Consider the following 25,707-nt stretch of genomic DNA (forward strand, 5'->3'; position numbering starts at 1 on the left):
CCCGGATGAGGACGCGGGCGGGCCGGCGTCGGCCCGCCCGCCGCGCGAGAAAGCGCGCCGAGGCGCCGCGTCGGGTGTCGTGCGCCGCCTCACGCGGGGTCGGCGGGGTCCTCGGTCGACGCGGTCCCGGCCTTGCCGTGCACCCGGTCCACCCACATGCCCGGCTCGGCCACCTCGGCCTTGGTGGGCAACGTGTTGGGCGAGGTCCACACCCGGTTGAAGCCCTCCATGCCGACCCGCTCGACCACCTCGCGCACGAACCGCTCGCCGTCGCGGTACTGGCGCAGCTTCGCGTCCATGCCGAGCAGCTTGCGCAGTGCCTGGTCGAGCCGCCCGGTGCCCTGGGCGCGCCGCTCGGCGAACTTCTCCCGGATCTCCCTCACGGTCGGGATGACCTGCGGCCCGACGCCGTCCATGACGAAGTCGGCGTGCCCCTCCAGAAGCGACATCACCGCGGTGATCCGGCCCAGGATCTCGCGTTGCTCGGGTGTCTGGACGAGTTCGACCAGCGAGCCGCCCTCACCGTCGCCGTCGGTGCCCGCACGGCGCGCGCCCGCGAACGTGGAGACCGCCTCGCGCAGCCGGCCGAGCAGCGCGGACGGGTCGACCTCGGTCTGCCCGAGGAAGCCGTGGATCTCCTGCTCCAGGTGGTCGCGCAACCACGGCACGGCGGTGAACTGGGTCCGGTGGGTCTCCTCGTGCAGGCACACCCACAGCCGGAAGTCGTGCGGGTCCACGCCGAGTTCGCGCTCGATCTGGACGATGTTCGGGGCGACCAGGAGCAGCCGCCCGGGGCCGCGCCCGCTCGCGCCCGGGCTCTGCGGCGCGAAGGTCTCGTACTGGCCGAGCACGCGCGAGGACAGGAAGGCGAGCAGGGTGCCCAGTTCCAGGCCGGTCACCTTGCCGCCCACGGTGCCCAGCGCGGCGCCGCCCGGCACGCTCTCGCGGCGCTGTTCGACCTTGTCCAGGAGCGGTCGCAACACGTGCCGGAAGCCCTGCACGTTGGCCCGGGCCCAGCCCGGTCGGTCCACCACCAGGACCGGGGTGTCGTTGTCGCCCGAATCGAGTCCCGTAAACGCTCGTACGTGTCCTTCGGACGTCTTGGCGTGGGCGCGCAGCTCCGCCACGACCGCCCGTGCCTCGTCCCGTCCGACGTCCGGTCCCGGCCGCACGAGCCGGTTCGCCGTCGCCACGGCCAGGTCCCAATCGATCATGTCCGCACCGTTGCCGCTCGTCATACGGCCACGGTACGTGCTCGGCGCGGCATCGAAAGAGGAACCGGGGGCCACGACTTCATCGGGATCGGGATTTGTGGGCGCGCGGACCGGCTCGGCCGCCGGTGCGAAGCGGGCCGGTCGCCGCGACCCGCGGGTCAGGCGGTGGTACAGCCGCAGTCGGCCAGCGCGGCAGCCATCCGGTCGATCGCCGCGCGGGCCGGGTCGGGGTCACCGGTGAATTTGTCGGCCAGGATCGCGAACGCGAGCAGCCTGCCGTCCCGATCGCGGACCAGGCCGGACAGCGTGCTGACCCCGGTCAACGAGCCGGTCTTGGCGCGGACCACGCCGGCCGCGTCGGCGGAGCCGCTGTTCGGGCCGTACCGCTCGGTCAGGGTGCCGGTGAAACCGGCGATCGGCAGGCCGGTCAGGGCCCAGCGCAGTTCGGGGTGCGGCTGGGACGCGGCCACCGCGAGGGTCTGCACGAGCGTCTGCGGGGTGAGCCGGTCCTCCTTGTCCAGACCGCTGCCGTCCTTGAGGGCGGACGCCCCGTAGTTCACGCCCAGGCCCTCCAGGACCTTGCGCGCCGCGACGGTGCCGCCCTGGAAGCTCGCGGGTTGGCCGCCGGCGATCGCGACCTGCCGCAACAGCGCCTCGGCCAGGTCGTTGTCGCTGAAGGTCAACATCTGCTCGACCATCGCGGACATCGGCGGGGACTGGACCGAGGCGAGTTCGGGCGCACCGCCCGTGGGCGCGGTGCCCTGGGCGGGCGTGCCGTCGACGGTGATGCCCGCGGTCTTGAGCAGCGCCGCGAACTTCTTCGCGGCGTCGATGCCCGGGGACGGCACCCGGTTGCTCTCCTTGCCGACCACGGTCGGGTCCACCCGGCCCTCGTCGACCATCAGCGACACCACCGGGGCGATGTTCTCGTTGACGCCGATCGCGTGCAGGGCCGGGCCGGTGTACAGGGTGGTGTCGTACTGCAGCTTGACCTGGGTGGTGCCGGTCGCCTTGAGTGCGTTGGCGGTCGCCGCGGCCAGGTCGGACAGCCGGGCGGGCCGGTAGGCGCTGCCGTACTGCTGCCCGTCGAGCGCGGTCAGCGTCGGGTCCCCGCCGCCGACCAGCACGATGGTGCCCGGCGTCGCGCCCGGCACCACGCGGGTGGCGATCCGATGATCGGGGCCCGGCGCGGTGAGCGCGGCCACCGCCGTGGTGATCTTCGTGGTGGACGCGGGGGTGGCCGCCCGGTCCTGGTTGGCGCCGTACAGCGCCTTGCCGGTCAGCGCGTCGACGACGGCGATCGCAGGCGGGGCGCCCAGTGCGGTGGCCTTGGTCAGCGGGTCCAGCGCGGCCCGGATGCCGGCCTCGGTCGGGGTCGCGCCCGCGGCTTCCCCGGACACCGGTGCCAGCACCGGCTGCGCGCTCGCGACCCGCTTGGTCTTCTCGTCGGCTCGGGCGGCCAGGGGCTCGCCCTTCCACGACCCGTGCACGAGCGTGGTGAGAACGGCCAGCACGATCGCCGCCAGGGCCGCGGCGATCGCTTTGCTCCTTGTGCCGGCCACGCGAGACCATCCCCTTCCGCCGGACCACCGGCCATGCGAGACACTGAGATCAGATCAGGTTCTGTCCGGGACCTGTGCCGGGTTCGGCCTCGCGGACAGAACGACCCTAACGGTCCCGGCAACGGTCCCGGCGCAGCACTATGGAGGAGCCTTGGAGTTCGACGTCACCATCGAGATCCCCCGGGGATCGCGCAACAAGTACGAGGTGGACCACGAGACGGGCCGCATCCGGCTCGACCGGATGTTGTTCACGTCGACGCGCTACCCGGCGGACTACGGCTTCATCGAGGACACCCTCGGTGAGGACGGTGACCCGCTGGACGCGCTGGTGCTGCTGGACGAGCCGACCTTCCCGGGCGTCCAGGTCCGGTGCCGCGCGATCGGCATGTTCCGGATGACGGACGAGGCCGGCGGCGACGACAAGGTCCTGTGCGTGCCGGCCACGGACCCGCGCGTGGAGCACCTGCGTGACATCCACCACGTCTCGGAGTTCGACCGGCTGGAGATCCAGCACTTCTTCGAGGTCTACAAGGATCTGGAGCCGGGCAAGTCGGTCGAGGGCGCCAACTGGGTCGGCCGCGACGAGGCCGAGGCCGAGGTCGAGGCCTCCCGCAAGCGGCTCACCGAGCAGGGCCACCACTGACCGGGTAGCCCCTCGCACGAACGCCGGTCGCCGGCAGGCACCTTCCGGGGTGGCTGCCGGCGACCGGCGTTCGTCGTGATGGCGGTAGGTCGGCCGAGCAGTCGTGGGCCCGGTCAGGACGGGCGGGCGTAGTAGTCCGGGGTGCCCATGTAGAACATGTTGCTGATCTTGACCACGTCGCCGGTGCGCGGGGCGTGGATCATCCGGCCGCCGCCCAGGTACATCGCGACGTGGTGGATGTCGGAGGCGCTCTTGGTCTCGGTCCAGAAGATCAGGTCGCCCGGGCGCAGGTTCCGGTACGACACCGGGGTGCTCTGGGAGTACTGCGTGGCGGCGAAGTGGGACATGCTCACGCCGGCCTTGCGCCACGCCTGCATGACCAGGCCCGAGCAGTCGTAGCCGCGTGGGCCCTCGCCGCCCCAGACGTAGGGCTTGCCCAGTTGCGCCTTCGCGTACGCGACCGCGGCGGCCGCGCGGCCGTTGTTCGCGGCGGTCTTGCCGGAGGTGTCGGGTCGCGTGGCCGGGCTCTTGGCGGGCTTGGCGGGTTTGGCGGGCTTGGCGGGCTTGGCGGGCTTGGTCGACTTGGTCGACTTGGTCGGCGTGCTCGGCTTCGCGGGTTTCGCCTCCTGCGCGCGCGCCTCCTCGGCCTGTCGGTCGGCCTCCCCGCGGGCGTCCTCGCGGGCCGCCTCGGCCTCGGCCCGGGCGCGGGCCTCCTCCTCGGCGCGGCGCCGAGCCTCGGCCACCGCACCGTCCCGGCGCTGTGTCTCCAGTTCGACCGACGTCTGCTTCAGCGTGGCCAGTTCGGTCAGCAGCGCGGTGCGCCGGGCGGCGATCTCGCCGACTCGGCGCTGCTGTGCGGCGAGTTCGGCCTCGACCCGGTCCTTGGCCGCGCGGACCGCCTCGGTCGCGCGGGCGGCCGTGTCCGCGCTGTGTTCGGCGTCGGCTTTGGCGGTTGCCGCGTCCTGGACGGCGATGGTGCCGCGGCGCAGGGTGTCGTCGCCGTCCTGGGAGATCCGGCGCATGCTCTCCATCCGGGAGACCAGGTCGGCGGGCGAGTCCGCGCCCAGGACCGCCTGGAAGGTGCCCAGTCGGGCGCCGCCGCCCATCCGGTAGGTCTGCGCGGCGAGCCGGCCGAGTTCGGCTCGGGTGCCGACCAGTCGGGCGTCCGCCGAGCGCAGGTCTGCGTCGGCGGCCTCGGCCCGGTCGCGGGTCTGCCGCTGCGACTCCACGGCCCCGTTGTACGCCTCGACGGCGGCGCCGGCGCGAACGTCGAGCCGTTCCAGGTCGTTTCCCTCGCGGTCGAGTTCGGCCTCGATCCGACCGATGTCGGCGACCTTGCCGGTGACCGCGTCCTGCGCCCGGCGAACCTGGTCGGCGCCGGGGTGGGCGGTGCCGGAGGGATCGTCGGCGAGGGCTCCGGGGGTGATCGTGAAGACGAGGACGGCGGCGAGTCCGGCCGGGACTGCGGCGCGGATGAACGGTCGAGGCATGCGGTCTCCCTCCAAGCGGCGGGCACCGAGGGGAACCGGACGTTCCGATTCCGGGCAGGTCTCCTCACGCTAACGATCGGTGATCGCAATCGCACCATAAGCGACATATTTCCCGCTAATGGGCTTATCCCTCACGCGCCGCTCGAACATCGGTGCGCCACCCGGGACTCGGCGTTCGCCCGCGCCGGCCCGGGCGCCCGATCGCACCCCGCGGTCGGTTCAGCCGGTGGCCGCCGGCTGCTCCAGGGACCACATGCACACCGTGCCCGACTCCGCGTCGGCGGTCAGCCAGACACCGTCGGAGCGCACCACGAGCCATTCGCGCGGCGCGTCCTCGGGGTACTCGACCTCGGCGATGGCCCGCAGGTCCGGCACCGAGAACAGCACGTGCCGCTCGCCCGAGGAGGCCGCGAGCACCAGGTCTCGGCGCACGAAGCCGGCATAGATGTCGAACACCTCGTCCGGGTCCGGGAAGACCTGCTCCCCCGGCCGGGCCGCTATCACCGCTCCGTCCGGGTAGCGCACCAGGGCAAGCGGGCCGGCCTCGATCGGCGTCGTCAGCATCATCCGACCGGAGCCGTGGATGTCGGTCAGCACCCGGCTCTCCCCGGGCGGCACCTCGGCGACCCGATCCGGGGCGTCCGTGCCGAGCACGAAGACCCGGTACGCGTCGTCGGCGTGCGAGGCGGCCAGGCCCACATGCCCGCCGTCGGGGTGCGGGATGAGTTCGGAGCCGACGGTGGCCGGATCCAGCGGCCACACCGCCCGCGCGGTGCCGTCCGCGCCGTCCAGCAGCACGCACCGATCGCCCTCGGCGGTACGCACCACGGCCCAGATGCCGGCCGAGGTGACCGCGCAGGAGCCGGCCTCCTCGAACTCCCACGCCTGGTGCGGGTGGGCCCACACCTCGCTCCCCTGCGCGTCCAGCACCACCACTCGGTCGGGTGCCGACGCGACGAAGTACCCGAGGTCGGGAGTGACCGAGTGGCCGCCCCGCCAGTCCTCGGGCAATCGCACCTCGCGCACGATGCCCAGCGAGTCGTCGAGCACGACGAGCGAACCGTCCACGCCGTGCGCGAGCCAGGCCGCCGCGCCGGGAATGCGGTCGAGACTCCACAGGGACGGCAGGGTTGCCCGGGCCAGAAGTTGAGCGCGCATGGCGTGAACTCTATTGGCGCCCGGCACCAACCCGTACGGCTCAGCGCCGATGACCCGGTTCCGGGTCCGACCGGTCGTCGCTCGCGCGGTGCCGACCCCGCCCCGGGGCCGGCTCCGACCCGTCCACCGCGGCCTGCTTGCGCGACGCCGAGCGGGCGCGCAGGAGTTCGATCGCGACCGGAATCACCGAGATCAGCACGATCGCGACCAGGATGAATTCGATGTTGTCGCGGACGAACCGCACCTGCCCGAGCGAGTGGCCGAGCAGGGTGACCCCGCACGCCCACAGGAAGCCGCCGACCACGTTGTAGACCACGAATGTGCGGTACCTCATCCGGGCGACACCCGCGACGATCGGCGTGAATGTGCGCACGATCGGCACGAACCGGGCCAGCACGATCGAGCGCGGTCCGTACTTCTCGAAGAACTCGTGCGCCTTCTCCACGTTCTCGCGCTTGAAGAGCCGCGAGTCGGGTCGGTTGAACAGGGACGGCCCCACCTTGCGACCGAACAGGAAGCCGACCTGGTCGCCCGCCACCGCCGCCACCCACAACAGCAGGCACACCAGCCACAGCGGCTGCGAGAACTTGCCGTCCGAGACCAGCAGACCGGTGGTGAACAGCAGCGAGTCGCCCGGCAGGAAGAAGCCGATCAGCAGCCCCGACTCGGCGAAGACGATCACCAGGATGCCGATCAGGCCGAATGTGGAGATCAGCTTGTCGGGATCCAGGAACGATGGACCCAGGGCGATGGTGTGCACGGCGCGAGCCTCCCGGAACGGGTGATGGCGGACGTCGGAAGTCCCCCGACCAGGTCATGGTTAGGCAAAGAGAATTCCTTCCGAAGGTAACGTCCGCATCGTGGGACCGGTTCCCGACGGGCGCTGCGGAAGTCCTCGGACGGGTCTCAGGCGCGGACGGGCCGGGTCCGCGCGACGAGTGCGCCGTCCTCGTCCAGGTTCAATTCGATCGTCAGGGCCCGGAGTTCGCCGAGCCGGCCCAGGTGCGAGCCGCCGCACGGGATGTGCGCGTCGCCGTCCGGAAGGCCGCAGTGCCACACCCGACGGGCGGTGAGCGCCGGGCCGGGCACCTCGATCCGCACCTCGGCATCGGTTTTCAGCCATTGCGCCAGCAGCGCCTCGACCTCGTCGCGGATGCCGGGCAGCTCCTCGGCCAGGCCGTCCGCGGTGAAGCCCTTCTTGCGCAGCGACTTGCCGATCCGGTAGTCGTCGCGGCTGCCGCCCTCGTCCATCCGGGACGAGGTGATCGCCAGGTTGTCGAAGTCGGGGCGGCCGAGGCTGTCGGTGCGCACCTCCTTGCGCCAGCGCGGCGCGAGCACCGCGTTGAGCGCGAACGCCAGCAGGTGGCACGAGGTGTGCGCGGCGCTGAGCGCGGCCCGACGGTCGGCGTCCACGGCCAGTTCGGCGCTCGCCCCGACCAGGTCGCCCACATCGCCCGGGGCCCGGTCCAGGACGTGCAGCACCAGCCAGGACCAGTCCTCGTCGCCGCGCCGGACCCCGATCGCCTCGCCGACCGCGAACTCGCCGTCCGGGCCGACCGCGCCGGTCACACAGTCCGACACGACCAACTCCGCGCCCGCCACCCGGATCACCCCGGTGTCGGCGGGCTGGTCCGGCCAGGTGTGGTCCAACGGGTGGAACGGCGTCCTGGCCACCACCAGGGCGGTCCGCCCGTCCGGCAGCACGGGCGCGGCCAGGATCGGCGCGTCGCCGGTGATCGCGCCCGCGGGGAAGGTCACCTCGGTGGAGGTCGTGGGGAGAGCCATCTGCGTCCTAACCTCGATTCGATCCGGTCGCCATCGTGCCGGTGCGGCAATGGCGCCGTGCAGTCCATTCGATCATGGACAATCCTCCTCACACAGGAATCGCGAGCAGGGACGGTTTGTGCAACACCACGGCTGGATCTCGACCACGGCGCGGCTGGCGGGCGACCCCGAGCCCGGACCGCACGGTGTCGGCTGGATGCTCGTCGCATTCATCTTCACGTTCGCGGTGACCCGCCTGATCACCCGGCTGATCCGCGCGGGCAAGGGCCCGTTCCGCAACATGGTGGTGGGCAAGGTGCACGTGCACCATCAGGTGTACGGGATCTTCCTGATGTTGATCGCGGGCGCGCTGGAGTTCGCCTACGAACCGGGCGGCGCGCTGCGTCAGGTGCTCGCCGGGTTCTTCGGGATGGGCGCCGCCCTGACGCTGGACGAATTCGCGCTGCTCGTACACCTGGACGACGTGTACTGGGCGGCGGACGGCCGCAAGTCGGTGGACGCGGTACTGATCACCGCCGCGATGGGACTGCTGCTGTTCGTCGGCGCCAACCCGCTGGGCCTGGGCGACGGCGACAGCAAGCCGGTGGCCGCGACGGTGGTGGTGTTCAACCTGGCCTTCGCGCTGTGCGCGCTGGCCAAGGGCAAGGTCGCCACCGGACTGATCGGCGTCTTCGTACCGTTCGTCGCGATGGTGTCGGCGATGCGCATCGCCAAGCCCGAATCGCCGTGGGCGCGCTGGCGGTACAAGGAGGGCCCGGGGCGCACCTCGCCGCACGCGGACACCAAGCTGGCCCGCTCACTGCGCCGCTTCCCGCCCGACCGGCGCACGTGGTGGGACCACACCAAGGACTTCGTCGCGGGCGCACCGCACCGCTGACCGCAGGGGTGGCCCTCCGGCGCGGTGCGGTGGCGGCACGCGGCCGGCCGATGTCGCCGACGTGCCGCGGCCCTCGACCGCGGTGCGCACCACGGTTGCGGCGCTACAGGTTCGGGAGCACCTCGTTCTCGAACAGGCGCAGGCTCTCCCACGCGAGCTCCGGCGGAATGCCGCCCATCATCGGGTGCAGGATCGCGAACGCCGCGTCGCCCTGGGCCTTGAGCTCGGCCACCAGGGTCTCCGGAGTGATCACCCGGTACTGCCCGCCCGCGCGCAGCGCGTCGGCATCGGTGACGCTCGCATAGCCGCCCACGCCCGAGGTGCCCGCCGCGGCCATCGTCTCGCCGTAGGCGTTGACCTCGTGCAGCGCGTGCGGCGCGATCCGGTCCCAGTCCCGGTCGGGGTCGTTCGAGAGGTGGAAGAAGCTGGTGTCGCCGCCGAAGTAGGGACCCGGGTCCTCCTCGCCGAGCTTGACCTTCTCGTCCCGGTAGAACTCCCAGATCGCCGGATTGGACGGCATGAACCCGTCGGCGATGCGCGCGGCACGGCGCGCGGCGGCCTCGACGCTGCCGCCGAGAATGATCGGCGGGCCACCCTTTTGGAACGGCTCCGGGGTCACCCGCACCGTCCGGCCCCGGAATTCGAACTCCTCGCCCGTCCACGCCTTGCGCAACGTCTCGACGGTCTCCACGGTGCGCTTGACCCGCTCGCGCATCGGCACGTCGTACATCGCGAACTCGGCGTCGACGTAGCCGTTGGTGAGCACCACGTTGACCCGGCCCTGGCTGAGCAGGTCGAGCACCGCGAGTTCCTCGGCCAGGTGCAGCGGATCGTGCAGCGGCGCGGGTATCGCCGCGATGGTCACGCCCATGTTGCGGCTGCGCGCGGTGATCGCGGCGGCGAACTGGAGCGGGGCGGGCAGGTAGCCGTCGGCGAAGCCGTGGTGCTCGGACAGCGTGACCATGAAGAATCCGCGCTGATCGGCCCATTCGACCATGTCGAGTGCCGCCGCGTAGCGCTCCCCCATGCTCGTCCCGGCGAAAGCCGGATTGCGGAAGTCGAAACGCAGCGCGAACACAGCCATGCCGTACTCCTGTCCCCGGCGTCGCCGGGATGAGCGGCGCCGCACTCTCTGATGGGGCGTCAGGTTAGTCGTGCACGTCGAGGAGAACCAGGGCCGGCCCAATGCCGGGCGCGGCACCGGTCAGCCGATGCGCAGCGCCCGGTCGAGCAGTACGCGCAGGGCACGCCGGTCGGCGTCCGACAGGCCGGTCAGCGGCGGATCATTGGCGAGCGCGGCGAACAGGCGCTCGCGCAACGCGGCGCCGGCCGGGGTGAGTGCGATCAGTTTCGCCCGGCGGTCCCCCGGATGCGGCCGGCGCTCGACCAGGCCGCGGTCCACCAGGCGGTCCACCACGAAGGTCACATTGGGTGGTTCGCAGCACATCCGCCGCCCCAGCTCGCGCATGCCCAGCGGCTCGGCGAGTTCGTGCACCGCGTTCGCCTGGGATGCGGTCAGGCCGACGGAGCCCGCGCACGCGGCGAAGTGCGCGTCCAATCGTGCGGTGGCCGCGTAGAGCAGCGCGGTCAGTCCCGGCAGCTCGCCTTTCCCCGTGGTCATGGCCACACTCTAGCCGAACTTCATTACAGCTCGAATGATTCGAGGTGTAACGTCTGCCCGGAGCTGACACGTCGTCAGTTCTCTTGGTCACCCCGGGAGAGGAACCCGCCCATGCCCGCAATCCTGGCCGGCCGGATGGCCCTGGTCACCGGTGGCAGCGGCGGCATCGGCTCCGCCTGCGCGGCCCGACTGCTGCGCGACGGCTGCTCGGTCACCCTCACCGCCCGGCGGGCCGATGCCCTGGCCGCGACCGCCGAACGCCTGCGTGCGCAGGCCCCGGCCGGCACCGAGGTGCGCATCGTCGCGGCGGACGCCTGCAGCACCGACGGGATCCGTACCGCGGTCCGGGCGGCGGGCCCCGAGCTCGCCGTCTGCGTAGCGACCGTGGGCGGCGGGACCACCGCACCGATCCTGGCCATGGACGACGACACGTTCCTGGCCGACCTGCACCGCAACACGCACAGCGCGTTCCTGGCGATCAAGTACGCCGCACCCGTGATCGCCGCGCGCGGCGGCGGCGCGATCGTGTGCGTGTCCTCGACCGCGGCCAAGCTGACCATGCCGTTCCTGAGCGGCTACGCGGCCGGGAAGGCGGGCCTGGAAGCGCTGGTCCGGGCCGCCGCGGACGAGTTGGGCGCGGCCGGCGTCCGGGTCAACGCGGTCCGTCCCGGCCTGGTGCGCTCGCACGAGGAGGCCCGGATCTTCCGCGACGACGAGATGATCGCGCACTTCCTGGCGAACAAGCCGCTGGGCCGCACCGGCCTGCCCGAGGACATCGCCGAGGCGGTCCGCCATCTGGCCGGCCCCGAATCGTCCTGGACCACCGGCCAGAGCCTGGCCGTGGACGGGGGCAACGAGCTGCGCCGGGCGCCGTCCTTCGAGAAGTACGCCCGGGCCGCGCTGGGCGACGCGGTGATCGACGCCGCGACGGCCGGCCGCGATCCCTACGCCGAATCGCGCTGACCCACCGGCAAGCCCGGGCCCGCCGGCCCGCCGAAACCCACCTCGATCCCACTTCGATCCCACTTCGACCCGACCTCGACCCGACCTCGACGCGACGGAGCATCCGCATGACCACCGACGTGCAACTTTCCATCGGCCTGCCCAACTTCGGCACCTGGCCCGCCGGCGACTGGCGCGGTTTCGTGGACGTCGGCCGGGCCGCCGACGACGCGGGCATCGACCGGATCGTCCTGGTCGACCACGTGGTGATGGGCCCCAACACGCAGAACTACACGTGGGGCCGCTTCCCCACGCCGCCCGAGGCGGCCTGGCCCGAGCCGCTCACCCTGCTCGCCGCGATCGCCGCCGTCACCTCGAACGTGCGCCTGGCCACCGGCATCCTGGTCGCCCCGCTGCGCAGCGCCACGCTGCTCGCCAAGACCGCGGCGACGCTGGACCAGGTCTCCGGCGGGCGGCTGGAGTTGGGGGTGGCCACCGGATGGCAGCGTGAGGAGTACGACGCGGCCGGGATCGACTGGGACGCGCGCGGGCGGCTGCTGACCGACACCCTGGCCGCCTGCAAGGCGCTGTGGACGAACCTGCCCGCGTCCTTCGCGTCCGAGACGGTGAACTTCGCCGACGTCTACTGCGCACCGCAGCCGGTGCAGGCCGGCGGAGTACCGCTGTGGATCGGTGGCACGCTGAACAAGCGCAACCTGGAGCGGATCGTGCACAGCGGCGACGGCTGGATTCCGATCATGGGCCTGTCCACCGCCGACATGGCCCGGGACGTGGTCCGCATCCGCGAGGCGCTCGCCGACGCCGGGCGCGACCCCGCGGCGCTGCGGGTGCAGGGCCCGCTGCCGATGGTCAAGGACGACGCCGGGCGCTTCGACCTGGCCCGCACGATGGCCGGTGCGAGCGAGGTGATCGCCGCCGGTGCGACCGCCGTGCACCTGCCCATCCAGGTGTTCTGCTCCGGTCCCCAGGACGCGCCCGCGTTCTTCGCCGAGGCCCGGAAGTTGTTCGACCGGGTGGTGTCCGGGGGCTGAGCCCCCGGGTGACGCTTTCCACCTGGGGCTTTACCCCTGCTTGGGGAAAGTTGCGGGATTGCGGAACGTCGTCGGTGGGAGGGTCGTTCCCCTGATCAGGGCGCGAAACGGCGCCTTTGTCCAACGCGGGAGGGCCCTCCATGTCCGACGTCACGCTGCCCACCGGCGCCAACGCGCCCCTGACCGGCGACCGCGCCGAGGTCTCGATCGGGTGGGGCTCGACCGACGTCGTGGACGTGTCCGCCGTGCTGCTGACCGACGCGCACAAGGTACGCACCGACGAGGATCTGGTCTTCTTCAACAATCCGGTCGGCGGCGACGGCGCGGTGCGCACGGCCGCCGGCCCCGCGGGAACCACCCACGTCAGTGTCGAATTGGCCAAGCTGCCCGCCGAGATCGCGCGCGTGGTGGTCGTGGTGAGCTCGGACGCGGACCGCCCCGGGATGACCCTGGGCCAGGTGCCGGGCCTGGGCGCGGTCACCGTGTCCGGGGACGCGCGGATCGGCTACACGCCGGACGCGTTCGCAGACGGCGAGACGGTCGCGGTCCTGGTCGAGCTGTACCGCCGCGGCGACGCGTGGAAGGTGCGCGCGGTCGGTCAGGGCTATGCGAGCGGCCTCGCCGGGCTGGCGACCGACTTCGGCATCTCGGTCGAGGACGAGCCGGAGCCGGAGCCGACCCCCGCTCCTGCCGCGCCCGCGCACGTGATGGTCAAGGAGCCCGCCGCGGCTCCCGCGCCGGCCGCGCCCGCGCCGATCTCGATGGCCAAGGAGCCGCTCGGCCGGGTCGACCTGGCCAAGGGCGGCCGGGCGACGATCAACATGGACAAGGCCGACCGCTCGATCACCGTCACCGCGTCGCTGGTCTGGGACGGCGGCGACGACGCGCGCCGCAAGACCGGCGCCGACCTGGACCTGTACGCGCTGTTCGTGCCGCGCTCCAAGGTGGGCGCGAAGAAGGGCGACAAGGACGGGGTGATCTACTACCGCGAGCTCGGCAGCCTGACCGCGGCGCCCTACATCCAACTGGACGGCGACTCGCGCGTGCCCGGCCGGGAGACGGTCCGGATCACCCGCCCCGACGAGCAGGGCTACGTGCTGATCTGCGCGTACAGCGCGGTCGAGAACGGCTTCGGCAGCTTCAAGTCCTACGGCGCGCACGCCGAGGTCACCGACGGCCAGGGCTCCACCGTGAACGTGCCGCTGTTCAACAACAAGCGCGCGGTGTTCTGGGTGGCGATCGCGCTGGTCGACTTCACCGACCCCGACGGGGTCTCGATCCAGCACGTGGAGAAGTACTCGAAGCTGATGCAGGAGCGCCGCCCGATGCTCTACCCGGACGGCACCTTCGAAATGGGCGCGGGCCCGGCGGAGTTCAAGACGGTGCGCTCGCCGCGCGAGCGCTGATCCGGTGGCCCGGCAGGGCACCACCGCTCGGTCGTCGTGGCCGAGCGGTGGTCGATCGCGGGGCTCGCCGGGGCGACCCAGCGGTGGACCATCCTCGGGATCCCGGACTACTTGGCCGAGCGGTAGACGATCACCTTGTCGCCGACGCGGGTCTCGTTGAACAACTGCTGCACCAGGCCCTTGTCCCGGACGTTCACGCAGCCGTGCGAGGCGCCGTTGTAGCCGTGGGCGGCGAAGTCTGCCGAGTAGTGCACCGCTTGGCCGCCGGAGAAGAACATCGCGAACGGCATCGGCGTGTGGTAGAGCGTCGACACGTGGTCGCGGCTCTTGAAGTTGATGCTGAACGCGCCCTCGCGGGTCGGCGTCTCGGCCGAACCGAAGCGCACGGCCGTGGAGTACTGGGCCTTGCCGTCGATCACCCAGGTGAGCCGGTCGGTGCGCTTGTCGATGCAGATCGCCCGGCCGGTCAGGCACCGCTCGTCCAGTCCGGCCTGGGCGGCCGGCGGCTTGGGTGAGGCGGGCTTGGTCGTCGGCGGCTTGCTGGTCGGCGGCTTGCTCGTGGCGGGCTTGCTGGTGCTGGGCTTGGCGGACGTGGGGGTGGCACTGGTCGGCGCACTGGTCGTGGGTGCGGCGGAGGTCGGCGCGGTGGTCTCCGGCGCCGGCGTCACGGGTGCGGACGAGGAGGTGGCGGGCAGGGACGACTGCGCACCGGCCTTCGCGGTCGAGTCACTCGACGAGCCGGAGTTGCAGGCCGACAAGGCCAGGATCGCGGTCACGGTGACCGCGAGGGATATACGAGTCTTCTTCATCGAGTGGTGCCTCTCCCGACCCAAACCCAAATGTGGAGTGTTCCCCGAGTCGTGCACCCTTGTAGACGCCGATGGGGCTCGGGAGGTTGCGTTCCTAGTTTGACCCATTCGTGTGAATGTTCAGCCGGACATGTCCCGCCGTGACCAGTTCGGGATTCACCGGACGCAGATCCGCCGCCCATGCGTCCAGGGCGGCGCCGATCCCGCCCCCGGCCAGGGCCGCCCCGATGCCCAGGCAACGCATCCCGGCCGCCTCCGCGGCCCGTACCCCGCTCTCCGCGTCCTCCACGACCAGGCAACGGTCCGGCCGCACCCCCAGCAGATCGGCCGCACGCAGGTAGCCCTCGGGGGCCGGCTTGCCCTCGCGGACGTCCTCCGCGGTGACCATGTACACCGGTTCGGGCAACTCCGCCGCGCGCAGTCGGCCACTGGCCACCCGGCGGGTGCCGGACGTGACGATGGCCCAGCGCGCCGCGGGCAGCGTCGCCAGCAGACCGGCCGCGCCGGGCATCGGGCAGATGCCGGTGAAGTCCCGTTCCTCGCGCTCGACGATCCACGCCGCCTCGACCTCGGCGTCCAGCGTGGGGGCGACCACGCGCACCAGGTCGATGTCCCGTCGTCCGTAGGAGGCGGCGACGGCCGCGTCCGGATCGACGCCGCGGTCGAGCGCCCACATCCGCAGGATGCGTTCGATCAGGGGATGGGAGTCCACCAGCACGCCGTCGAGATCGAACAGGATCGCGTCGCAGTCGAGCGTCGTGCCGTCGTTCACCATGCGGCCAGGCTGTCAGGAGCGGCGGCGCGGCGTCGAGGTCTTCCCGCCGGATGATCACGTTACGGGACTCAATCACCCACACAGCTCTGATATAGCTCCGAATCGACCATCTTCGGACCCGGGTCAACGAGCTCCGTTGCCTAACTGTCACGTTTGCGCCGATCCCTACCGGCTAGGGGGTGACTACGGCCCGGACGCGCTCACCCCCAGGCGGCAGATCATGTACTTGGTTCTCGCTTTGCTGGCATTGATCGTGATGTTCCTGTTGATACCCGGGCTGGCCTGGTTCGAGGACCGCATGCTGGGGCCCCAGGCCCTGCCGACCCCGACACCCCCGCCGTCGACCACCCGACCGGCGATCGAACCCGCCGCCGCCTCCACCGCGTCCGCCGCGCCGGCCGCACTCGCGCTGCCCGCCGTGCCTCGGCCGACCGGGCACACCGTGCGATCGGGTCGAGCCCGCCACGCCCGCCGCCCGACGACCTCCCTGCACGCCTACCGGCACCACATCGGTCGCCGCCGTCCACCCCGAGCCCCGGTCTTCCGTTGACCGCCGGCGCACGTCCCGGAGTCGACCCTGAGCGAGCCCCCCGCGCCGCCGCCCGTGCGGATCGAATCCGTACCGCCCGAGCTGGGTTCTCCGCTGGGCGCCGCACCGCTGTCCACCCGCTCCGACGTCTGGCACGTGCTCGGCAGCCGCGCGGACGCGGTGCTCAAACTCGCGACGCCGGACGGTACGGCGCCGGCCAATCCGCGCTACTGGGCCCGCGAGGTCGAGGCGTACGAGAGCGGCTTCGCGGCCGAGGTGTACGCCGCCTACGGCCTGACCGCGCCCAGGGCGCTGCGCGCCGATCGGCGCGGGGACGGGTCGGTGGCACTGTGGCTCGACTACGTGCGCGGCTGCCCCGGGACCGCGTGGGACCTGACCCGATGGATCGACTTCGCCCGCCGGCTCGGCGCGGCACAGGCCGCTCCCCGACCGGCCGGGCCGTCCTGGCTGTTCGAGCGCCCGCCCCCGGTCGGACGGCTCGCGGCGCGTGCCGCCGAACTGCCGTACGTGCAGTGCCACCTGGATCTGCGGCCGGTGGATCTGATCGCGCGGGACGAGGACATCGTGCTGCTGGACTGGTCGCACGCGGGCTACGGACTACCGGGCGAGGACCTGGCCGGGCTGATCCTGGCGCACTCGGCCGAGCCCGAGTCGGCCTCGGCGCTGGACGCCGTGTTGCCGGCCGAGTACGCGCGGGGCGCGGGCCGGTCGGAGGCGGACGTACGGGTCGCGATCGCCGCGACGGCGCCCACGAAGTACGGGCCCGGCGCGGACGAGGCGACTCGTCGGATGTTGCGGATGTGGACGCGGAGCGCGGCGGCCGGCTGAGGCGGGCGAGTTCGCCCGTGCCGCGACACACTCCTCGCCGACCGGTCGCTGGAGCCGGACGACGAGTTCGTCGGGCGGTGGTATCTGCTCGCCCAGGCGCAGGCGGACGGCCTGCGCACACGAGGCCGGACGGACCGATGGGGCGGCTCGCCTCGGGCAGGGGGACGGCCCGCGCACGCGAAACCCGGCGCGCCGGTGGGGCGGGCCTGTGCGCCCGCCCCCTCCGCCGGCCGATCGTTCAGTGACCGGGCCAGATACCGGTGCCGCGCCTGAAGGCGATGGCACCGCCCCGGTTGACGGCGGCGTGCACCACGGCGTAGATCGCGCCCTGAACGGCGGCGGCGGCCAGGATCTCGCCCCAGCCCCGGTCGCGGTCCATCGCGTCGGGCGCGTCCTCCTGGTGGGTGAGCAGTTTCCAGGTCTTGTTGAACGTCCTGGTCGCCGCTATCCCGCCCACCACACCGACGACCATGCCGATCGGGCGGTACATCAACTTTCCGGTACGCATGGCGGACTTGGTGTTCACCTCGTCCGAACGCCCGCGGGACCCGGATCCGCCGCTCACCGGCGGGACCTTCGAATCGCCCAGATCAGGAGTGCGACGGTCGCGACCGCGGCGGCGATCGCGGGCAGCGGGCGCTTGCGGACCTCCGCCGACCCGGTGAGAGTCGCGTGCCGAAGCGGATCCGGGGTGTGGTCGAAGAGTTGGTCGCGGCCGGTGCGCCCGACCTCGACGGTGCGGTCCTTGGCCTCGACGATCCGGTCGCCGGCCGTCTCGCGGACCCGGTCCGCCTTGTGCCCGGCCTGCGCGGCCTTGTGCCGGGCGGCCTCCTTGACCTGATCGCCCGCGTGCGAGGCGGCCTCCTTGAGCTGTTCGGCCCGGTGCAGCGTCGCCTCCTTGGCCCGCTCGGCCCCGTGCTTCGCGGCCTCCTTGGCCTGATCCGCCTTGTGCGCCGTGCTTTCCTTGGCTCGCTCGGCTCCGTGCATTGCGGCCTCCTTGGCCTGCTCGGCCTTGTGCGTCGCGGTCTCCTTGGCCCGGCCGGTCGCCCGCTGCGCGCTCTGCTTGGCCCGGTCGACCCGCCGGCCGGTGTTCTCGGCGGCTTCGCCGACCTTTTGGTGCACCTCGGCCGGCAATTCCGCCTGGGTCAACTCCTCGACGGCGTGCGCAACCTGCTCCTGCTTGCGGTTCGGCCGCCGATCCGGCCCGGTTTCCCGATCCGGTTCCTGCCTGGGGAGGCGGGGCTCGCCGAACGCCGCCGTGGCGGGTTCGCTCGGTGGCGCGACGACGGTTTCCTCCGGCTCGCCCGACGCGGACTTGCCGCCGGGGTTCCGGCCTGGGGTACTCATCGGTGCGTACTCCTCTTCACGGTCTCGATGTCCTCGCGCCGTCGCCGAGGACCGCGCCCTGCGCCTGCCCGGCGGAAGGCCGGTCATTCGTCCTCGGCGGGCCTTCGACGGCCGGGGCCGTCTCCCCGATCCTGCCGGGGGCGCAGACCCGGCAGGACCGAGGACACGGTCCCGGCGTTCGGTGCGTCGATGCCGGAGTCGGTGTCTCCCGGTCGAGGCTAGGAACAACCGAGCCGCAGATCCGGGAATGTCACCCGGATGCGCGGCGGCGTGTCCGACGGATCACCCGCTCGGCGGGTTCGGGGGGTCGTCGGGACGGGGCGGGACGGGGCGAGGGCGTACTGCTGTGGGCGGGCGCTGTGGGCGCTCGGGCCGGGGGTGAGGGCTTTGTCGGCGGGTCGCCGGCCGTCGGTCGGGTCGCGGGCCGCCGGGCTGGAACGAACGGCGGGTGGGACAGCCGGTCGAGGTGGCGCGCGGTGGGCGGGGCGACGGTCGTGGGTCCATCCGCCGCCGTGCCTTGTTCGTCTCGATCGGCGCCCGGGTCGGGCGTCCGGCGCGCCGGGGGCGCTGTCGGGACCGAACGATCCACGCGTGTGGGTGAAGCTCGGCGCCGCCCCGCGTGCCGTGTCCCGAACCGGCGGGCATTCGGCACAGGATCGGGCTTCGAGAGCGGCTCCCTCGACCGGCATCGGCTCCGGCGGGCGCCGTCGGACCCACCCGAGATCCGGCCGCGCCCGGATGGCAGTGCCGGAGGTATGCGTGCCCGCCGTGTCCGGAACACCCGAACCGCCCCGCCGGGTGCGTCGAGTCGGGGCGGTACTCACGTGCTGCGCCGTGCTGTTCGGCACGAGCGCCGGCATCGGACATCCCGCCGCATCCGTGATCCCCATCCCGTCCCTTCCACCCGTCGGGGCCGACCGGCCGGGCGTGTCCGGTACCCCCGCCGTCTCCGGCCGGCCCGTCGTATTCGGGACGCCCGCCGGATCCGCCGCGGGCCGAGCCGGCGGCCGGACGTGGCCGACCGGCGGACCCGGAGCCCTCGTGCCGCCCGCGCCGCGGGCCGCCGCGGACCGGGTCGGCACCCGAACCGGGCAGTCCGTGGACGTCCCGGTCCTGGCCGGGGACACGGGAGAGGGGCTGGTCGTGCTGTCGCACACCAACCCCGAGCACGGTCTGGTGCTCGACCTCGACGACTCCCGGGACGCGACCACGACCGAGTCCGTGTTGCGCTACACGCCGGGGCCGGGTTTCGCCGGTCGGGACGGCTTCCACTACACGGTCGTCGACCGGCTCGGTCGCCAGTCCACCGCGAGCGTCCGGATCGACGTGGCGGCCGAGCCGGGTGCGGCGGGACGCACGGCCGAGCCACGGCCGGGCAGGATCGGCGCGCATCGCGGCGTGGACGAACTCCGGGCTCCCTCGGCCGCACGGAGGCAGGCCGGACACGACTCGGGCGGCGGGCTGCTGCTCGTGGCCTTCCTGTCCTCGGCCCTGCTCGCCGCGGGCATCCTGGCCTGGGTCGCACACCGTCGACCGGGCCGGCACGTGCACTGAGCCGGGGCGGGCGGGTCGGTTCGGTCGGGCGGGGGCTGGTCGGGACGGGCCGGGGCCGGTCGGGTGGGGGCCGGTCGGCTCAGGTCTTCCGGGCGTCCTGGGTCAACAGGTACAGCCCGTACAACACTTCGGCGATGCCGACGATCAGCAGCACAAGGCCGACCTTCCCGAGCGCGATCACAGGCGTATCCACGTCGTCCGCGAACACCTTCAAGGCACCCCCCACCACCGCACTCGCGAGGCCTGCCGCCAACGAACCACGCGCCTTGGCCACGGTCTTCCTCCTCCACTCGACCTGCGAAGACGCCTCCGAGGCTAGATCCGGGCCACGGGCCGGCACGCCCTCCGCGAGGACGACCCGCCCTACACACTTCGGCCCACTCCCCACCCGAGGCAGCCTCCGCGCAGCCTGCCCCCAGGGCGGCCGTCGGTCACGGTGAATCCGCACCCGGCGCGATGCCGGACTCGTGACACGAGCGTGGGCAGGACGCATCGCGGGTCGCCCGGCCGCAGTTCCCACACGCGGGGCACAACGCGGCGCCCGAACGCCCTCGCGCCCAGCAGGGCATGGCCAGGAACACCCGCCCAGGTGGCGATCGAGGTCGGATTACGGGCGACCGGCGGATCCCTCCGGCCGGCGGGCCGCTCGGCCGACTTCGCTCCGCCCGAGAACAACGGCGAAGCCGACGGCCTGGTGCGTGGCCGTGGCGGTGGTCGCCGCCCGAGGAATCCGGATTCGTCCTTGTCGTCCGACGGGACTTCCCATCGGCACAACGCGGTCGCCGAGATCGTGGCGGAATCCGTTTCAACGTCAACTTCGGCTTGTCGTCATGCAGTTGGCGAATCCCCTTTAGGCTTCGCCCAACAAGATGGGCTGCGGCTGATCCGTGGGGGGGTCCCTGCGGGATCGCACGTCCGGCCCTTTCAGATGATGAGAGTGGGTATGACACCTTTCAGTGAACGGACGGGCGGCGCCGCGCAGGGGCGGGGCCGACTGCGCTCGGCGTTACCCGCGCGTCGCTCCATGGGCGGCCTCGCGGCGCTCGCCGTAGGGTTCGGCGGTTTGGCGCTGGCAGCGGCGCCGGCGTATCCGCAGACGGACGACGGCTCCGTGACGGTCCGGGTGGTGCGGGCCGTGGACACGACCGGCGTGTGGAGTCCCGCTCTGGAGCCGGGCTTGGGCGGCGTCACGGTGAACCTCACCAATGACGAGGGCGCCAAGGTCACCGGTGTGACGGCCGCCGACGGCACGGTCACCCTCGCGCCCGGTACGGCTCGGTCGACGGCGGGCAAGTACCGAGTCCAGGTCGTGAATCCGAAGCCGGGTGTGCTGTTTCCGGCGTTCGCCTCGCGGCAGGGCCTGGACGGCGCACCGAACCAACTCAGCAGCAACGAGGAGTTCGTCGACCTCGGCAACGGCAAGCATGTGGCGTACACGACGGGGTTGTGGAGCCCGGGCGACTACTGCCAGAAGAACGCGCCGCTGGCGACCGCATGCCAGCCCGCGACGAACGAACAGGCGTCCAAGCGGACGTTGGTGACGTTCCCCTACAGCGCACGCGGCGTCAACACGAACGTGACGGATCTGTCCACGAACGCCGAGACCGGCAATCTCTACGGCATCGGCTGGAGCAAGCCCGGGAAGCGCCTGTTCAGTTCGGCGCTGGCCAAGCGCGACACGATCTACGGTCCCGGCGGCGCCGGCGGCATCTATGTGACCGACGTCGCCCGCAAGACGACGTCGTTGTTCACCACCGTCCCGAACGCCGGATCCTCGGCACACGGCGTGGGCGCCAGCGACAACGCCTTCCTCGCCGCGCCGGGCAAGGAGAGTCTGGGCGACCTGGAGGTCTCCGACGACGGCCGCGACCTGTTCGTGGTCAACCTCGACAACCGCAAGCTGTACCGCTACGACGCCACCCTGCCGTCCGCGACGGCCCCGGTGGCCTCCTACGCCATCCCGGACCCCGGTTGCCCGGCTTCGGGCGACTGGCGTCCCTTCGGCCTGGGCCTGCAGGACGGAGTCGGATACGTCGGCGGCGTCTGCTCGGGCGAGTCGACCGGGAAGGTCTCGGACCTGCGCGCCGTGGTCCTGTCCTTCGACCCGGCGACAGGCGTCTTCGGCAAGGCCGTGCTGAACCAGCCCCTGGACTACCCGCGCAAGGCCACGCTCGGCGGGGCCTGCTCCGGGGCGGGCTGGTTCCCGTGGACGGACACGTTCCCCACGCAGCAGAACGGGCAGCCGTGCAGCGGCGCCATGGCCAACCCCGAACCCGAGTTGGCCGACATCGCCTTCGAGACCGACGGCTCGATGTTGCTGGCGTTCCGCGACCGGTTCACCGACCGCACCACGGCGTACGCACGGCCCGGAGACCCGACGACCGCCATTGCCATGGTGGCCGGCGGCGACCTGAACAAGGCGTGCCTGTCCGACGGCAAGTACGTCATGGACACCAATACCGGCTGTGGGAAGACGCCGCGGGGAACCAGGTTCTTCGACGTCAACACCATGGGCGGCGGCCACCCGAACGCCGCCTACGCCGGCCTCGCGCTGTCGAAGGTGGAGGAGTTCGTCGCGACCGCCGGTGTCGACCCCGTCGACACGGCGTGGGGCGCCGGCACGATGTTCACCAAGCGCGACGGGACGCGGCAGCCCGCCGCGGGCCTGCGCTTGAACACCGAGGGCAACGCCTCCTTCGGCAAGGGCGCCTCGATGGGCGACCTGGAGGTGCTCTGCGACCAGGCGCCGCTCCAGATCGGAAACCGGGTCTGGTACGACCCCGAGCGCAAGGGCATCCAGAGCCCGGGTCAGCGTCCGGTTCCCGGCGCCACGGTCAACCTCTACGACGAGTCCGGCAAGGTGGTCGGGACGACGAAGACGTCACCGCGCGGTGAGTACTACTTCGACGACTCGAACGTGACCGGCGGTCTGAAGCCGAAAACCAAGTACACGATCCGGATCGACAACCCGGCCGACTACGCGCCGAACGGACCGCTGTACCAGTGGGTGCCGACCGACGAGGGCGTCGGCGACAACCGCTTCGTGGACTCCAAGGGCAAGGTCCCGCCCGGCGGGCGCTACCCGGAACGGGCGCTGACCACCGGCGGACCGGGCGAGAACGATCACACGTTCGACTTCGGATTCCGCCAACAGGAAGGCGCGGTGCGCCTGGTCAAACACGACCAGGACGGCAAGGCGCTGGCCGGGGCGAAGTTCGAGTTGTGGCGGGAGACGAACGGGACCGACGGATTGCAGTCCGACGGCACCACTCCCGATACGAAGGTCGGTGAGCCCTGCACGACCGGGACCGACGGCGGCTGCAAACGCGACGTGCTGCCCGGGACGTACTTCTGGAAGGAGATCAGTCCACCCCAGGGCTACGCCCCTCCGGAGAAACCGGTGCTCGGCCCGCTGGTGCTGAACGCGCAGAATCTCGACGTCGGAGTCGAGGTGACGGCGGTCAACCGACTGCTGCCCACCACGCCTCCGCCGACGACGCCTCCGCCGACGAGTACGCCTACGGCATCCGCCACGCCGACCACGTCGGGTGGGAACCACGGCGGCTCTTCGGGGCCGCTGGCCCGTACCGGTCTGGGCGGGAACCTGCCCTTGGTCTTCGGCGTCTCGGCGGCGATGATCGCGCTCGGCAGTGGGGCGCTGGTGCTGTTCCGCAGGCGCGGGGTCCGGCAGCGGTAACTCCGGGCTCGGCGGCCCGGGTTCGAGACCGGACGCCGGGCCCCGGCTGTCGAAAGAGATGGATCGGGCGGGTTCGTGGACCGAGGGTTCACGAACCCGCCCGTGTGTTGATCGACGTGAGGAAGGCATCCGCATGGCCCGGAAGAAGACCGGCGACCGCCCGCCGCGTCGGCGGCGGCTCTGGTTCGCGCTCCTGGCGGCGGTCGCGCTGGGCGGGACGACGGCAGGTGGCCTGGCCGTCCATCGGGCGCTCTCCGACGGCGGCGACAGGGACCGGGCGGTGACCGTCGACGAGGCGTCGCGCCTGGCGCTGTCGCGGCTCACGCTGTTTCAGGCGAGTCCGGTCGCGATGACCCTCACCGCCGACGAGGGCGGCGGTGTCTCGATCCGGGTCGAGGGGGTCGTGGACTACCGCAACCACCGGGGCGTGGGCGGCTACGAGGTCACCGGAGCCGGCGGCCGAGTCGATCGCGGCCTGATCGTCTGGGACGGCGGCGGGCTGGGCCTGGCACCGCCACCGCAGGGCGCCGGCGGTCCGCCCTGGGAGCAGGCCGAGCGCATCCCCCGCCAGGGCTGGTCCTCGCGCGCCTACACCGCGGACCCCCTGGACTCCGGGCTCCGCCTGCTGGTCGGGCTCGGCGCGGACCGGCCCGACAATCCGCTGCTGCTCGCGCAGTCCGGGGCGCGATGGCTGGGCAGCGATCGCATCCAGGGTCGCGACTACGACAGGTTCGCCGGCCCACGTGCCCAGGACGCCGCGCGCGGCGGGGCGACCGACGGCGAGTTGTCGCCGCTGACGTACTGGGTCGATGGTGACGGCGGGCTGCGGCGGGTGACGATGCGCATGCCGGGCCTGGGTACCCCGACGACCGTCGAGATCACCGGACGCGACGACAGGGCGCGCATGCCCGAAGCGCCGTGGGTCGCCGGTTGAGCCTGCTCCCCGCCACACCGGTGTACGCCGGCCCGGCTCATCCCGGCTGCGGCATCGCGGCGGCGTCGGTCGGCAGCGGGTAGCGGTCGGGATCGACGGCGCCGGGCAGGTCGATCGCCGGCCGGCCGGGCACCGCGGGGTCGGGCATCGAGGGTTGCGCGGGCGGGGCGGGCACGGCGTGGAACGGAACACCGGGCGGCGGCTGGACGGGCACGGCCCGACCCGCCGGGACGGCACGCCGAGGGGCGACGCCGCACCCGGCGATGTCCTCCAGGCCGTTCGGGCTCTGCGTCGCGGGGGAGTTGCCGGTGAAGCAGTTGCCGGCGTCGGCCGAGGCCGTGACCAGGTCGGCACCGTTGTCCGTGACGCGGTTGCCTTCGACCCGGTTGCCGACGGCCGGGTGGCCGGCCGGGTCGGTGACGAGGACACCGGCCGAGCGGTTGCCCCGGATCAGGTTGCGCGCGATGCGGTTCTCCTGGCCGCCACCGATCCCGATGCCGATCCCGAAGCCGCCGTCGGCCTGTTCGGGCGTGTCCGACGCGTTGTTGTCGGTGATCACGTTGCCGGCGATCACCGCGCCGTGCTGTGGCGCGAGCGCCTCCAGGTCGTTGGAGTTCACCGTGACGCCGACCCGGTTGCCGACGACGCGGTTGCCGAGCACCGACAGGCCCTCCGAGGCGTTGGTGATCTCGATGCCGACCGCGTTGCGCTCCACCGTGTTACCGCGCACCAGCGTGTCGCACGGCTTGCACTGGCCGACGTAGATCCCGGAATCGGCCTGCCCGGACGCGTACGAGTCCTCGATGACGCCACCGCGCGCGTCGAAGGCGTAGATGCCGTAGAGCCCGTTGTTGTACGCCGTCACCTTGGTGGCCCGGAACCCCTGCACCATCGGAAAGCGGGTGGTGTCCAGCGGGTTGTACGCCGAGCCGCCCGCGCCTCGCTGTTGCAGTCGCTCGTCGGTGACCCCGGTGAACAGGACGCCGTTGGCGAGGTAGCCGCGGACGGTGAGGTTCTCCACCACGGAGCCGGCGCCGGTGACGGTGATGCCGTTGGCGAGCCGCACACCCCCGTCGAAGACCACGGTGTTGCGATCCGTGCCGCGCAGCACCACGCGCGGCTTGGTGACCCGCACGCTCTCGCGATATACGCCGGGGCCGACCAGCACCGTGTCGCCCTCACGAGCGATGTCCACCGCCTTCTGCACGGTGCGGAAGTCCTGCGGCACACGAAGCACGTTCCCGGCGGGGTGCTTCCCGGCGGACGGTTCGGCGTCCGTCGACGACGAGCAGGCCGCGACCGTCGGCGCGAGACAAACGAGCGCCAGGGACAGGTGGCGCAGCATCGTCGTCCGCGTCCGAAGGACGACAGGTCGGGACGTCCATGGACGTAACGAGCTTTGCGGAGGCAGGAGTTGCATGACAGGTGTTCTATCGTCTGCAATGTCGCCCATGCATACCGAC

General features: G+C 72.2%; 24 protein-coding genes. 10 read left to right on the plus strand and 14 right to left on the minus strand.

Translation table 11 applies throughout. The features are described from left to right. Positions 1-89 precede the first annotated feature (89 nt). Together ACIBM5_RS26810 and dacB are read right to left on the minus strand one after the other, a co-directional pair. Positions 90-1,238, minus strand: a complete 1,149-nt coding sequence (locus ACIBM5_RS26810) for a zinc-dependent metalloprotease (protein WP_396009164.1) — start codon at positions 1,236-1,238, stop codon at positions 90-92. A gap of 134 nt (positions 1,239-1,372) precedes the next feature. Beyond that, the gene (gene dacB / locus ACIBM5_RS26815) at positions 1,373-2,776 is read right to left on the minus strand and encodes a D-alanyl-D-alanine carboxypeptidase/D-alanyl-D-alanine-endopeptidase (RefSeq protein WP_396009165.1); all 1,404 of its coding nucleotides are present in this window, start codon (positions 2,774-2,776) and stop codon (positions 1,373-1,375) included. A 151-nt stretch (positions 2,777-2,927) separates the two neighbouring features. On the opposite strand from dacB, the gene ACIBM5_RS26820 reads away from it, so the two are divergent. Beyond that, complete coding sequence (locus ACIBM5_RS26820) at positions 2,928-3,419, plus strand: inorganic diphosphatase (RefSeq protein ID WP_020549566.1); 492 nt, start codon at positions 2,928-2,930, stop codon at positions 3,417-3,419. 113 nt (positions 3,420-3,532) lie between these two features. On the opposite strand, the gene ACIBM5_RS26825 is transcribed toward ACIBM5_RS26820, so the two are convergent. The 4 genes from ACIBM5_RS26825 to ACIBM5_RS26840 form a co-directional block, all read right to left on the minus strand. After that, positions 3,533-4,909 (minus strand): NlpC/P60 family protein, encoded by a 1,377-nt coding sequence (locus ACIBM5_RS26825; RefSeq protein WP_396009166.1) that lies wholly within the window; start codon positions 4,907-4,909, stop codon positions 3,533-3,535. Positions 4,910-5,128: 219 nt separating this feature from the next. Next, the gene (locus tag ACIBM5_RS26830; RefSeq protein ID WP_396009167.1) at positions 5,129-6,067 is read right to left on the minus strand and encodes a hypothetical protein; all 939 of its coding nucleotides are present in this window, start codon (positions 6,065-6,067) and stop codon (positions 5,129-5,131) included. A gap of 40 nt (positions 6,068-6,107) precedes the next feature. After that, a complete protein-coding gene (locus ACIBM5_RS26835; RefSeq protein WP_396009168.1) occupies positions 6,108-6,827 on the minus strand; it encodes a DedA family protein in 720 nt (239 codons plus the stop codon). A 146-nt stretch (positions 6,828-6,973) separates the two neighbouring features. Continuing rightward, on the minus strand, positions 6,974-7,852 hold the full coding sequence (locus tag ACIBM5_RS26840) for a metal-dependent hydrolase (RefSeq protein ID WP_396009169.1): 879 nt from the start codon (positions 7,850-7,852) through the stop codon (positions 6,974-6,976). 118 nt (positions 7,853-7,970) lie between these two features. Here ACIBM5_RS26840 and ACIBM5_RS26845 point away from each other — a divergent pair, with 118 nt between their 5' ends. Next, positions 7,971-8,729 (plus strand): hypothetical protein, encoded by a 759-nt coding sequence (locus ACIBM5_RS26845; protein ID WP_396009170.1) that lies wholly within the window; start codon positions 7,971-7,973, stop codon positions 8,727-8,729. Positions 8,730-8,832: 103 nt separating this feature from the next. Here ACIBM5_RS26845 and ACIBM5_RS26850 read toward each other — a convergent pair whose 3' ends face one another. Next, entirely contained in the window at positions 8,833-9,813 is a 981-nt protein-coding gene (locus tag ACIBM5_RS26850; protein ID WP_391586402.1) for an LLM class flavin-dependent oxidoreductase, read from the minus strand. Between the two features lie 120 nt (positions 9,814-9,933). Beyond that, a complete protein-coding gene (locus tag ACIBM5_RS26855) occupies positions 9,934-10,350 on the minus strand; it encodes a MarR family winged helix-turn-helix transcriptional regulator (RefSeq protein ID WP_396009171.1) in 417 nt (138 codons plus the stop codon). 111 nt (positions 10,351-10,461) lie between these two features. Between ACIBM5_RS26855 and ACIBM5_RS26860 the strand changes: the two genes are divergently transcribed. From ACIBM5_RS26860 to ACIBM5_RS26870, 3 genes are all read left to right on the plus strand, one after another. Then, on the plus strand, positions 10,462-11,313 hold the full coding sequence (locus ACIBM5_RS26860; protein WP_396009172.1) for an SDR family NAD(P)-dependent oxidoreductase: 852 nt from the start codon (positions 10,462-10,464) through the stop codon (positions 11,311-11,313). 107 nt (positions 11,314-11,420) lie between these two features. After that, entirely contained in the window at positions 11,421-12,344 is a 924-nt protein-coding gene (locus tag ACIBM5_RS26865) for a TIGR03619 family F420-dependent LLM class oxidoreductase (RefSeq protein WP_396009173.1), read from the plus strand. Positions 12,345-12,484: 140 nt separating this feature from the next. After that, positions 12,485-13,750 (plus strand): TerD family protein, encoded by a 1,266-nt coding sequence (locus ACIBM5_RS26870; RefSeq protein WP_396009174.1) that lies wholly within the window; start codon positions 12,485-12,487, stop codon positions 13,748-13,750. A gap of 107 nt (positions 13,751-13,857) precedes the next feature. Here ACIBM5_RS26870 and ACIBM5_RS26875 read toward each other — a convergent pair whose 3' ends face one another. Both ACIBM5_RS26875 and ACIBM5_RS26880 read right to left on the minus strand, forming a co-directional pair. Further along, the gene (locus tag ACIBM5_RS26875; protein ID WP_396009175.1) at positions 13,858-14,559 is read right to left on the minus strand and encodes a L,D-transpeptidase family protein; all 702 of its coding nucleotides are present in this window, start codon (positions 14,557-14,559) and stop codon (positions 13,858-13,860) included. A 94-nt stretch (positions 14,560-14,653) separates the two neighbouring features. Further along, complete coding sequence (locus tag ACIBM5_RS26880) at positions 14,654-15,334, minus strand: HAD-IA family hydrolase (RefSeq protein ID WP_396009176.1); 681 nt, start codon at positions 15,332-15,334, stop codon at positions 14,654-14,656. 220 nt (positions 15,335-15,554) lie between these two features. On the opposite strand from ACIBM5_RS26880, the gene ACIBM5_RS26885 reads away from it, so the two are divergent. Both ACIBM5_RS26885 and ACIBM5_RS26890 read left to right on the plus strand, forming a co-directional pair. Further along, positions 15,555-15,884, plus strand: a complete 330-nt coding sequence (locus ACIBM5_RS26885; protein WP_396009177.1) for a hypothetical protein — start codon at positions 15,555-15,557, stop codon at positions 15,882-15,884. Between the two features lie 54 nt (positions 15,885-15,938). Beyond that, on the plus strand, positions 15,939-16,712 hold the full coding sequence (locus tag ACIBM5_RS26890; RefSeq protein WP_391586394.1) for a phosphotransferase: 774 nt from the start codon (positions 15,939-15,941) through the stop codon (positions 16,710-16,712). A 238-nt stretch (positions 16,713-16,950) separates the two neighbouring features. Here ACIBM5_RS26890 and ACIBM5_RS26895 read toward each other — a convergent pair whose 3' ends face one another. Next, the gene (locus ACIBM5_RS26895) at positions 16,951-17,220 is read right to left on the minus strand and encodes a DUF4235 domain-containing protein (protein WP_396009178.1); all 270 of its coding nucleotides are present in this window, start codon (positions 17,218-17,220) and stop codon (positions 16,951-16,953) included. Positions 17,221-17,273: 53 nt separating this feature from the next. Next, entirely contained in the window at positions 17,274-18,059 is a 786-nt protein-coding gene (locus tag ACIBM5_RS26900) for a hypothetical protein (protein WP_396009179.1), read from the minus strand. A gap of 927 nt (positions 18,060-18,986) precedes the next feature. Here ACIBM5_RS26900 and ACIBM5_RS26905 point away from each other — a divergent pair. Then, complete coding sequence (locus tag ACIBM5_RS26905) at positions 18,987-19,613, plus strand: Ig-like domain-containing protein (RefSeq protein WP_396009180.1); 627 nt, start codon at positions 18,987-18,989, stop codon at positions 19,611-19,613. A gap of 79 nt (positions 19,614-19,692) precedes the next feature. On the opposite strand, the gene ACIBM5_RS26910 is transcribed toward ACIBM5_RS26905, so the two are convergent. After that, entirely contained in the window at positions 19,693-19,887 is a 195-nt protein-coding gene (locus ACIBM5_RS26910; RefSeq protein WP_391586390.1) for a DUF5708 family protein, read from the minus strand. A gap of 669 nt (positions 19,888-20,556) precedes the next feature. Here ACIBM5_RS26910 and ACIBM5_RS26915 point away from each other — a divergent pair. Beyond that, positions 20,557-23,310, plus strand: a complete 2,754-nt coding sequence (locus ACIBM5_RS26915; RefSeq protein WP_396009181.1) for an SdrD B-like domain-containing protein — start codon at positions 20,557-20,559, stop codon at positions 23,308-23,310. Positions 23,311-23,443: 133 nt separating this feature from the next. After that, the gene (locus ACIBM5_RS26920; protein WP_396009182.1) at positions 23,444-24,244 is read left to right on the plus strand and encodes a hypothetical protein; all 801 of its coding nucleotides are present in this window, start codon (positions 23,444-23,446) and stop codon (positions 24,242-24,244) included. A 37-nt stretch (positions 24,245-24,281) separates the two neighbouring features. Here the strand turns inward: ACIBM5_RS26920 and ACIBM5_RS26925 are convergent, their stop codons facing one another. Beyond that, complete coding sequence (locus ACIBM5_RS26925; protein WP_396009183.1) at positions 24,282-25,589, minus strand: nitrous oxide reductase family maturation protein NosD; 1,308 nt, start codon at positions 25,587-25,589, stop codon at positions 24,282-24,284. Positions 25,590-25,707 lie beyond the last annotated feature (118 nt).

The sequence above is a fragment of the Embleya sp. NPDC050493 genome (genome assembly GCF_044458105.1).
In the GTDB taxonomy this organism is placed as follows: domain Bacteria; phylum Actinomycetota; class Actinomycetes; order Streptomycetales; family Streptomycetaceae; genus Embleya.

Excerpts from the sequence above, each read along its gene's own strand:
- ACIBM5_RS26860 (WP_396009172.1), top strand. The coding sequence starts at position 10,462 with ATGCCCGCAATCCTGGCCGGCCGGATGGCCCTGGTCACCGGTGGCAGC.
- ACIBM5_RS26840 (WP_396009169.1), bottom strand. The coding sequence starts at position 7,852 with ATGGCTCTCCCCACGACCTCCACCGAGGTGACCTTCCCCGCGGGCGCG.
- ACIBM5_RS26925 (WP_396009183.1), bottom strand. The coding sequence starts at position 25,589 with ATGCTGCGCCACCTGTCCCTGGCGCTCGTTTGTCTCGCGCCGACGGTC.
- ACIBM5_RS26865 (WP_396009173.1), top strand. The coding sequence starts at position 11,421 with ATGACCACCGACGTGCAACTTTCCATCGGCCTGCCCAACTTCGGCACC.
- ACIBM5_RS26880 (WP_396009176.1), bottom strand. The coding sequence starts at position 15,334 with ATGGTGAACGACGGCACGACGCTCGACTGCGACGCGATCCTGTTCGAT.
- ACIBM5_RS26915 (WP_396009181.1), top strand. The coding sequence starts at position 20,557 with ATGACACCTTTCAGTGAACGGACGGGCGGCGCCGCGCAGGGGCGGGGC.
- ACIBM5_RS26855 (WP_396009171.1), bottom strand. The coding sequence starts at position 10,350 with ATGACCACGGGGAAAGGCGAGCTGCCGGGACTGACCGCGCTGCTCTAC.
- ACIBM5_RS26895 (WP_396009178.1), bottom strand. The coding sequence starts at position 17,220 with ATGCGTACCGGAAAGTTGATGTACCGCCCGATCGGCATGGTCGTCGGT.
- ACIBM5_RS26825 (WP_396009166.1), bottom strand. The coding sequence starts at position 4,909 with ATGCCTCGACCGTTCATCCGCGCCGCAGTCCCGGCCGGACTCGCCGCC.
- ACIBM5_RS26830 (WP_396009167.1), bottom strand. The coding sequence starts at position 6,067 with ATGCGCGCTCAACTTCTGGCCCGGGCAACCCTGCCGTCCCTGTGGAGT.
- ACIBM5_RS26885 (WP_396009177.1), top strand. The coding sequence starts at position 15,555 with ATGTACTTGGTTCTCGCTTTGCTGGCATTGATCGTGATGTTCCTGTTG.
- ACIBM5_RS26850 (WP_391586402.1), bottom strand. The coding sequence starts at position 9,813 with ATGGCTGTGTTCGCGCTGCGTTTCGACTTCCGCAATCCGGCTTTCGCC.
- ACIBM5_RS26900 (WP_396009179.1), bottom strand. The coding sequence starts at position 18,059 with ATGAGTACCCCAGGCCGGAACCCCGGCGGCAAGTCCGCGTCGGGCGAG.
- ACIBM5_RS26875 (WP_396009175.1), bottom strand. The coding sequence starts at position 14,559 with ATGAAGAAGACTCGTATATCCCTCGCGGTCACCGTGACCGCGATCCTG.
- ACIBM5_RS26870 (WP_396009174.1), top strand. The coding sequence starts at position 12,485 with ATGTCCGACGTCACGCTGCCCACCGGCGCCAACGCGCCCCTGACCGGC.
- ACIBM5_RS26920 (WP_396009182.1), top strand. The coding sequence starts at position 23,444 with ATGGCCCGGAAGAAGACCGGCGACCGCCCGCCGCGTCGGCGGCGGCTC.
- ACIBM5_RS26810 (WP_396009164.1), bottom strand. The coding sequence starts at position 1,238 with ATGACGAGCGGCAACGGTGCGGACATGATCGATTGGGACCTGGCCGTG.